Annotated in this window: 7 protein-coding genes; 4 read left to right on the top strand and 3 right to left on the bottom strand. The window is 73.6% G+C overall.

All coding sequences use genetic code 11. The features are described from left to right. Positions 1–88: 88 nt before the first annotated feature. Positions 89–619 (bottom strand): hypothetical protein, encoded by a 531-nt coding sequence (locus ACJA3G_RS22435; protein WP_406554819.1) that lies wholly within the window; start codon positions 617–619, stop codon positions 89–91. Between the two features lie 294 nt (positions 620–913). Between ACJA3G_RS22435 and fmt the strand changes: the two genes are divergently transcribed. Together fmt and ACJA3G_RS22425 are read left to right on the top strand one after the other, a co-directional pair. Beyond that, positions 914–1,843, top strand: coding sequence for a methionyl-tRNA formyltransferase (gene fmt, locus ACJA3G_RS22430; RefSeq protein ID WP_406554818.1), 930 nt, complete (start codon positions 914–916; stop codon positions 1,841–1,843). 89 nt (positions 1,844–1,932) lie between these two features. Further along, positions 1,933–3,390 (top strand): RsmB/NOP family class I SAM-dependent RNA methyltransferase, encoded by a 1,458-nt coding sequence (locus ACJA3G_RS22425; RefSeq protein ID WP_406554817.1) that lies wholly within the window; start codon positions 1,933–1,935, stop codon positions 3,388–3,390. A gap of 74 nt (positions 3,391–3,464) precedes the next feature. Here ACJA3G_RS22425 and ACJA3G_RS22420 read toward each other — a convergent pair whose 3' ends face one another. After that, complete coding sequence (locus ACJA3G_RS22420) at positions 3,465–5,660, bottom strand: MMPL family transporter (protein ID WP_406554816.1); 2,196 nt, start codon at positions 5,658–5,660, stop codon at positions 3,465–3,467. A gap of 192 nt (positions 5,661–5,852) precedes the next feature. Between ACJA3G_RS22420 and rpe the strand changes: the two genes are divergently transcribed. Together rpe and ACJA3G_RS22410 are read left to right on the top strand one after the other, a co-directional pair. Beyond that, the gene (rpe, locus tag ACJA3G_RS22415) at positions 5,853–6,536 is read left to right on the top strand and encodes a ribulose-phosphate 3-epimerase (RefSeq protein WP_406554815.1); all 684 of its coding nucleotides are present in this window, start codon (positions 5,853–5,855) and stop codon (positions 6,534–6,536) included. 79 nt (positions 6,537–6,615) lie between these two features. Then, positions 6,616–7,668 carry a sugar-binding transcriptional regulator gene (locus ACJA3G_RS22410; RefSeq protein ID WP_406554814.1) on the top strand — a complete coding sequence of 351 codons (1,053 nt, stop codon included), beginning with the start codon at positions 6,616–6,618 and terminating at the stop codon, positions 7,666–7,668. Positions 7,669–7,689: 21 nt separating this feature from the next. On the opposite strand, the gene ACJA3G_RS22405 is transcribed toward ACJA3G_RS22410, so the two are convergent. After that, a complete protein-coding gene (locus ACJA3G_RS22405; RefSeq protein ID WP_406554820.1) occupies positions 7,690–8,787 on the bottom strand; it encodes an amidohydrolase family protein in 1,098 nt (365 codons plus the stop codon). Between the last annotated feature and the right edge of the window lie 84 nt (positions 8,788–8,871).

The raw sequence follows: 8,871 nt of genomic DNA, 5'->3' as shown, positions 1-8,871 counted from the left end.
CCCGCCCGCACCCCCGGCCGGCCGTCGCGGACAGGGTGCCCCCGGCGCACGCCCAGGTGCGGCGAGGGCACGGGAAGAGGGCGGGCGGTCAGCCGTTGCGCGGGCCCGGGAACGCCGTCGTACGGGCCTCCTCGCGCAGCGACTGCGAGGTCGCCGTCGGCTGGGGCGGCATCGAGCGCGCGGCCGGCACCGCGGGGATCACGGCGGGCACCGGCAGCGTGCGCGTCACGGTCGTCTCCGCCGGGCGCTCGGCCTCGGCGCTCTGCGCGGCGGCCCGCCGCGCCCCGTAACGCCGGTGCACCGCCTGCTTGGTGACCCCGAGCGCCGAGCCCACCGCGTCCCACGAGAAGCCCAGGGAGCGGTCGAAGTCGACGGCGGCGGTGACCAGGGTCTCCACGCTGTCCCGCAGCTCCTGGGCGAGCCGGACGGTGGGGGCGGGGGCCCGGCCGTAGACGACGAAGCCCGTGGAGGGACCGGAGCGGCGCGGACGGTAGACGTTGCCGAGCTGGGCGGTGAGGGTGCGCAGCGCGTCCACCTGCCGGCGGACCCGCTCGATGTCCCGCACCAACAGGTGCAGACTGGCCCGTGCCTGGGCGTCGTGGGTTGCGTGGTCGGCCATGAACAAGCCTCTCGGACCGGCGTTGTTGAAAAGGGATCGGGCCGCCCGCGCGGCCCGTTTCGGTCAATCTCTCTTGACCAACGCGCCACCCGCTCTTGTGGTCACGCTGCGGGGGCGTATGGGTATGAGCGCAGGGCGCGCGAAGTGGCGTACGCCCCTGTCCCGATACCGCGAAAGGAAACCCGAACAGCTCACTCGAACGTCCTGCGCGGCGGCACGGCCGGGACACCCAACGTGCGGGCCCGGACACGCAATAGACTGGGCGTCGCTCTCTACAAAGCGAGGTACTCCGCAGTGAAGCTCGTCTTCGCAGGCACCCCCGAGGTCGCCGTTCCCGCCCTTGACGCCCTGATCGCCTCCGGCCGGCACGAGGTCGTCGCCGTGGTGACCCGGCCCGACGCGCCCGCCGGACGCGGCCGTCGGCTGGTGGCCAGCCCCGTCGCCCAGCGCGCCGAGGAGGCCGGCGTCGAGGTGCTGAAGCCGGTGAAGCCGCGTGACGAGGACTTCCTGGCGCGGCTGCGCGAGATCGCCCCCGACTGCTGCCCGGTCGTCGCCTACGGGGCACTGCTCCCCCAGGAGGCGCTGGACATCCCGCTGCACGGCTGGGTCAACCTGCACTTCTCGCTGCTCCCCGCCTGGCGCGGTGCCGCCCCCGTGCAGCACGCGCTGATGGCGGGCGACGAGATCACCGGAGCCTCGACGTTCCAGATCGAGAAGGGCCTGGACTCCGGCCCGCTCTACGGGACGGTGACCGAGGCCGTCCGTCCCACCGACACCAGCGGCGATCTGCTGACCCGGCTCGCCTTCGCCGGTTCCGGACTGCTGGCGGCCACCATGGACGGCATCGAGGACGGCACGCTCAAGGCCGTTCCGCAGCCCGCCGACGGGATCAGCCTCGCCCCCAAGATCACCGTCGAGGACGCGCAGATCGACTGGGCCGCTCCCGCGCTCCGGGTCGACCGCGTGGTGCGCGGCTGCACCCCGGCCCCGGGTGCCTGGACCGTCTTCCGGGGCGAGCGGCTCAAGCTCGTCCAGGCGATGCCGGTCCCGGACCGTACGGACCTGGCGCCCGGCGAGCTGTCCGCGGGCAAGAACAACGTGTACGTGGGCACCGGCTCGCACGCCGTCGAGCTCCTGTGGGTCCAGCCCCAGGGCAAGAAGCCGATGAAGGGCGCGGACTGGGCGCGCGGTGTGCGCATCGCCCCGGGCGAGCACGTCGGCTGAACGGGGCGCGCGGACCCGGGTGGGGGCGCGCGGCGAACAGTCGTAGGCTGGTCGGGTTCGCACCATCTGACCAGCGGAGCACCTTTCACGTGAACGATCAGCCGCACGGCCGTCCCCGCAGCAGCGACGGCAAGGGCGGCGGCAAGCCGTACCGCCGCCCCAAGAAGGACCCCGTCCGCATCCTCGCCTTCGAGGCGCTGCGCGCCGTCGACGAGCGGGACGCGTACGCCAACCTCGTGCTGCCTCCCCTGCTGCGCAAGGCCCGCGAGGGCGGGAACTTCGACGGCCGCGACGCGGCGCTCGCCACCGAGCTCGTCTACGGCACCCTGCGCCGCCAGGGCACCTATGACGCGATCATCGCGGCCTGCATCGACCGGCCGCTGCGCGAGGTGGACCCGCCGGTCCTCGACGTTCTCGCGCTCGGCGCGCACCAGTTGCTCGGGACCCGCATCCCCAGCCACGCGGCCGTCTCCGCCAGCGTGGAGCTCGCCCGCGTGGTGCTCGGTGACGGCCGGGCGCGCTTCGTCAACGCCGTGCTGCGCAAGATCGCGGCGAACGACCTGGACGGCTGGCTGGAGAAGATCGCGCCTCCGTACGAGGAGGACGCCGAGGACCATCTCGCCCTGGTGCATTCGCATCCGCGATGGGTCGTCTCGGCGCTCTGGGACGCGCTGGGCGGTGGCCGTGCGGGCATCGAGGACCTGTTGGAGGCCGACAACGAGCGGCCCGAGGTGACCCTGGTCGCCCGCCCCGGCCGCTCCACCACCGACGAACTCATGGACGCGGTCGGCGAGGACAGCGCGCTGCCGGGCCGCTGGTCCCCGTACGCCGTACGGATGGCCGAGGGCGGTGAGCCGGGCGCGCTCGACGCCGTGAAGGACGGCCGGGCCGGGGTGCAGGACGAGGGAAGTCAGCTGGTGGCCGTCGCACTCGCGAACGCGCCGATCGAGGGGCGCGACGAGCGCTGGCTCGACGGCTGCGCGGGCCCCGGCGGCAAGGCGGCCCTGCTCGCCGCGCTGGCCGCGGGGCGCGGGGCGGCCCTGCTCGCCTCCGAGAAGCAGCCGCACCGGGCCCGGCTGGTGGAGCGCGCGCTCGCCGGCAACCCCGGCCCGTACCAGGTGATCACGGCGGACGGCACCCGGCCGCCGTGGCGGGAGGGCTCCTTCGACCGCGTCCTGATGGATGTGCCGTGCTCCGGGCTCGGCGCGCTGCGCCGCCGCCCCGAGGCCCGGTGGCGCCGCCGGCCCGAGGACCTGGAGGGCTTCGCGCCGCTCCAGCGCGGGCTGCTGCGCGAGGCGCTGTCGGCGGTCCGGGTGGGCGGCGTCGTCGGGTACGCGACCTGCTCGCCGCACCTCGCCGAGACGCGGATCGTGGTGGAGGACGTGCTCAAGGGCCGGGGCGGGGCTCCCGTCGAGGCCGAGTGGATCGACGTACGGCCGCTGATGCCGGGCGTCGCGGGGCTGGGCGACGGGCCCGACGTACAGCTCTGGCCGCATCTGCACGGGACGGACGCGATGTATCTGGCGCTGCTGCGGCGCACGGCGTGAGAGAAGGGGCCCGGAGTCGCGAACTCCGGGCCCTTTCCGGTTCGTCGGGGCAGGCGGGACTTTCGCAACACGCCCTAGGCGCCGGGCGTACGGACCCCGGCAGGCGGCGCGGCCGGGCCCTCCTCCGGTTCCCGGGACAGCCGGTGCGGCCACCACACCCGTCGGCCCACGTCCAGGAACAGGGACGTCACCAGGATCGAGCGGACCACGAAGGTGTCGAGCAGCACGCCCAGCGCCACCGCGAAGCCGATCTCGGCGAACGCCGTCATCGGGAGGGTGCCGAGGACCGCGAAGGTACCCGCGAGGACCAGGCCCGCCGAGGTGATCACGGCTCCGGTGGCGGCCAGACCGGTCACGACGCCCCGGCGGGTGCCCTGGCGGGCCGCCTCCTCACGGATGCGGGTGGACAGGAAGATGTTGTAGTCGATGCCCAGGGCCACCAGGAAGACGAAGACGAAGAGCGGGAAGTCGGTGGACTCGCCCGCGTAGTCGAAGAGATGGCGGAAGGCGAGCGCGCTGATGCCGAGCGCCGCCGCGAACGACAGCACGACCGTGGCGATCAGCAGCAGCGGTGCCACCAGTGCCCGCAGCAGAACGCCCAGGACACACAGCACCACCAGCAGCACCAGCGGGATGACCAGTTTGTTGTCGTGCGTGGTGGCCTTCTCCATGTCCAGGACGGCCGCGGTACCGCCCCCCACGCGCGCGTGGGCCCCGGGCACCGCGTGGACCGCGTCCCGTACCCGCTCCACGGTCGCGTGCGCGGCGGCGCTGTCCGGGCGCGCGGTCATGGTGGCTTCGAGCAGGACCTGGCCGTTGTGCCCGGCCGCGGTGCCCGGCGGCACCCCGACCGACGCGGGGACCACCCCGTCGGTGGCCGCCACCGTCCGGCGCACCTCCGGCGCCTGCCGCGCCGCCGTGATGATCACCAGGGGATCGCCGCTGCCCGCCGGGAAGTGCTTCGCCTGCACCTCGGCGCCCACGATCGAGTCCGGTCTGCCGGTGAAGGAGTCCGCGTTGCTCAGCCCGTCCGCCCTCAGCTGGAGCAGGCCCAGGGAGCACGCGGCCAGCACCACGGCGGTCGTCACCCACACCGCCCGGGGGCGGGTGGCGATCCGGCGGCCCGCGTGCGCCCACACCCCGCGCGCCGTCGGGTCGGCCGAGCCGAAGACGGGTCTGGCCGGCCAGAAGATCCAGCGGCCGAAGATCACCAGCAGCGCCGGGAACAGCGTGAGCATGGCGAGCAGCGCGACCGCCACGCCGATGGCCGCGACCGGGCCGAGGCCCTTGGTGGAGTTCATCTCGGCCACCAGCAGGACCAGCATGCCGAGGATGACCGTGGCGCCACTGGCCAGGACCGCCGGTCCGGCCCGGTGCAGGGCCAGCGCCATCGCCTCGTGGCGGTCCTCGTGGCGGCGCAGCTCCTCGCGGTAGCGGGAGACGAGCAGCAACGCGTAGTCGGTGCCGGCGCCGAAGACCAGCACCGTGAGGATGCCGGCGCTCTGGCCGTTGACGGTCAGGCCCGCGTGCCGGGCCAGCAGATAGATCACCGCCTGCGCGGCGGCGAGCGCCCAGACCACCGAGATCACCGGCACCAGGAGCAGGGTGGGACTGCGGTACGTGATCAGCAGCATCACCACGACCACCGCGAGCGCGGAGAAGAGCAGCGTGGAGTCGATGCCGGAGAAGGCCTTCGCGAAGTCGGCCGAGGTGCCGCCGGGGCCGGTGATGTGCACCTGGAGCCCGTTCCGCGAGGTGCCGGACCGGTCGCGCAGCCGGTCGACCGCGTCCGCGATGTGGTTCCAGCCGTTCTTGTCCATCTTGACCGGCACCAGGATCTGCGCGGCGGTGTTCGCGGGGTCGAACAGCGGGCCCTGGACGCGGGCGCCCTGGATGCCGTCCGCGCTCAGGGCGCGCATCGCGGTGGCGTCCGCGGCGATCTTCTGCCGGTCGGTGACGGTGAGGCCGCCCTCGCGCGCGTAGACGACGATCGCCGGGACCTCCTCGGGCCTGAACGCCTTGGCGGAGTCGAAGACTTGGGTCGACTCGGCGCTGCCGGGCAGCCAGGAGGTGGCGTCGTTGTCCTGCGCGTCGGTGAGCTTCGAGGCGAGCGGGAAGGCGACCGCGACCACGATCAGCCAGAGGACGAGCACCAGCCACTTCGTCCGGCGACCGCACACCAGCCAGGCGGCCGAGCGCCCGCCGGGTAGCCGCCCGGGGGGCGCGGAGTGGTTCTCATGCGGGTTCCGGTGCCTGTGCGCGTCGGACATCACGTCCCCCAGGGGGCCCGCGGTCGGCGCGGGTTGCCGCTCCCGAAATGGCCTGAAACACCAGGATTACACGGAGCGTCCCGGTCCGGCGAGTCGTGGGAGAGGCGTAGGAGAGACGTAGGTCTCGCCCCCCGCGGGCACCGAGTCCGTACCGTGGCAGGCAAGTGCTGCGAGGCATGGCAGGCTTGGGGCATGGCTCAGATCAACCCCAGCATCCTCTCCGCCGACTTCGCGCGCCTCGCCGAAGAGGCCAAGGCCGTCGAAGGCGCCGACTGGCTGCACGTGGACGTCATGGACAACCACTTCGTACCGAACCTCACGCTCGGTGTGCCGGTGGTGGAATCCCTGCGCCGGGCCACGGACATCCCGCTGGACTGCCATCTGATGATCGAGGACCCGGACCGGTGGGCCCCGCAGTACGTCGAGGCGGGGGCCGGCTCGGTCACCTTCCACGCCGAGGCCGCCGCCGCGCCCGTGCGGCTCGCGCGGGAGATCCGGGCCAAGGGGGCGCGGGCGTCGATGGCGCTCAAGCCCGCGACGCCCATCGAGCCGTACGAGGACCTGCTGCCCGAGCTGGACATGCTGCTGATCATGACCGTGGAGCCGGGCTTCGGCGGCCAGTCGTTCCTGGACGTGATGCTGCCGAAGATCCGCCGCACCCGGGAGCTGATCTCCAAGCACGGCCTCGAACTGTGGCTCCAGGTGGACGGCGGGGTCTCCGCGACGACCATCGAGCGGTGCGCCGAGGCGGGCGCGGACGTCTTCGTGGCCGGGTCGGCCGTCTACGGAGCACAGGACCCCGCCGACGCGGTGCGTACTCTGCGCTCCATGGCGGAACGCAGCACGGCGAGCGCCCCATGGGCATGCGGCCACTGAGCCACGGCTCGGTGAACGCGGCCCTCCGGGGCTGATCAAGGACCGTTGGATCTGACAGGATGAACAGCGAGTCCAGAGTGTGAACAGCAGTGAGGAGATCGCGGTGTCTGCAATGTCGGCGGGACGGTCAGCCCTGCGGATGGGACCCGCGGAGCTGGTGCAGGCGGCGGCGATGGCCCGCCGCTTCTATCTGGAGGGCAAGTCCAAGATCCAGATCGCCGAGGAGTTCGGCGTCAGCCGCTTCAAGGTGGCCCGGGTCCTGGAGACCGCCCTGGAGCGCGACCTGGTGCGGATCGAGATCCGCGTTCCGGCGGAGCTGGACGCGGAGCGCTCGGACGCGCTGCGCGCCCGGTACGGGCTGCGGCACGCGGTCGTCGTCGAGTCCCCGGAGGCGGGCGAGGACGAGTCGTCCCCCGACCCGGAGAACCTGGGCGAGGTCGCCGCCGATCTCCTCGGCGAGCTGGTCAGCGAGGGCGATGTGCTGGGCCTGGCCTGGGGCCGGTCCACCATCCACATGGCCGCGGCCCTCGACCGGCTGCCGCCCTGCACGGTCGTGCAGCTCACCGGGGTGTACGACGCGGGCACCGCCGAGCGCGGCTCGGTCGAGGCCGTACGGCGCGCCGCCCAGGTGTCCGGCGGTGACGCCCACCCCATCTACGCGCCGATGCTGCTGCCCGACGCCGCCACTGCCGCGGCCCTGCGCAACCAGACCGGGATCGCGCGGGCCTTCGAGTACTTCGACAAGGTGACCGTGGCGGCGGTGTCCATCGGTTCGTGGGAGCCGGGCATCTCCACGGTGCACGACATGCTCACCGACGAGGAGCGGGCGCACTACGCCTCCCTCGGCGTCGCGGCCGAGATGTCCGCCCATCTGTTCGATGCGGAGGGGCGGCGCGTCGGCCGCGATCTCGGGGAGCGGTGCATCACGGTCGAGGCGGACCGGCTGCGGCGGATTCCCGAGGTCGTGGCGATCGCCGGGGGTGCGCGGAAGGCGTCCGCGATCGACGCGGTGCTGCGGTCGGGGCTGGTCACGAGCCTCGTGACGGACACCGCCGCGGCGGACTTCCTGCTGCACGAGACGGGTGCGCAGCCCCGGCCCGCGCTGGACCGGGCGGACCCCGACGGGGACTGAGCCCCCGCGCCCCGCGCCCCCTCAGACGTCCGCCGGGGGCCGGTAGACGCGCTCYGCGTTCTGGCTCGCCAGGAGGCCGGTGACCCGGTACGCGTCGGTGTGCGACCACGCGCCCGAGGTCGTCCACGTCTGAAGGAGCTCGTCCAGGCCCTCCCGGAACAGGCGCGCCCCGACCACGTACAGCTCCGGCAGCCCATAGGCGTCGGTGGAGAAGAGGAGTTTGCCGAACGGGGTGAGCTCCAGCATCTCGGCCAGTACGGCACCGGCCCGGGCGCCCGTGTGGCTGAGGGTGAGGCCCATGTCCGCGTACACATGCGGGTACACATGGGCGAGATACGCCGCGTTGCGGTGGTACGGGTAGCCGTGCAGCAGGATCAGCGGGGTGCCGGAGCGGCGCGTGGCCCGGATGAAGTCCGTCAGGAGCAGTGGGTCGCAGCGGTGCAGCCGGAGGTCCGGGTCGCCGAAGCCGGTGTGCAGCTGGAGCGGGAGCCGGGTCGCGACTGCCGACCACAGCAGATGGCGCAGCAGCACCGGATCCTTGAGACGGTCGTCCTTCGGCCGTTTTTTCAGCCAATTCGCCGCCGCGTCCCGTACCTCGTGGAGCGCGGGCGGCTCGGGGACGAGGTCGAGCCCGTACCGGTAGGCGGCCACCGACTTGAACCCCACGGCCGTGGTCGCCGCCGCGCGGATCCGCGCCGCCAGCTCCGCCAGGAACGCGTCCGCGTCCCGGGTGGTGTCGGCCACCAGCTCGGCCAGCCGCTCCAGGCGCACGATCTCGTGGACCGGGGCGCCGCTCAGCTCGGCGAGCTCGTCGGGCCCGGTGATGTCGCCGGGGAGGCCGGTGTCCATGACGTACGCGCCGATGCCGCTGCCGCGCAGGAGCAGCCGGGTCGCCTCGCGGGCGCCGAGCTCGCGCCGCCGCGCCAGATAGCGCTCCGGGGTGCAGTGCGCCTCCAGCCCGAGCAGCGGCGGACACCAGCGGCGCACCGCGAAGCCGAGCTGGGTGTCGAAGAAGCTGGTCCCGGGCGCGGCGGGCCCGTCCGCCTCGGTCAGGAACGCCTCGAAGGCGGCCGGACCGGGGTCGGTGCGCAGCACGCCGTGGCAGTGGTGGTCGAGCAGCGTGCCCGCGGGGACCTCGACGGGGGTGCGCCGGGGCCGGTCGGTGGCCGCCTCCCCGGGCCGCGCCCGGGCCCCCTCCTGACC

Origin of the sequence: Streptomyces sp. YS-3 (assembly GCF_045257485.1) — a bacterium.
GTDB lineage: Bacteria > Actinomycetota > Actinomycetes > Streptomycetales > Streptomycetaceae > Streptomyces.
Note: the sequence above shows the minus strand (reverse complement) of the source record. Positions and strands in the feature narration are given on the sequence as shown.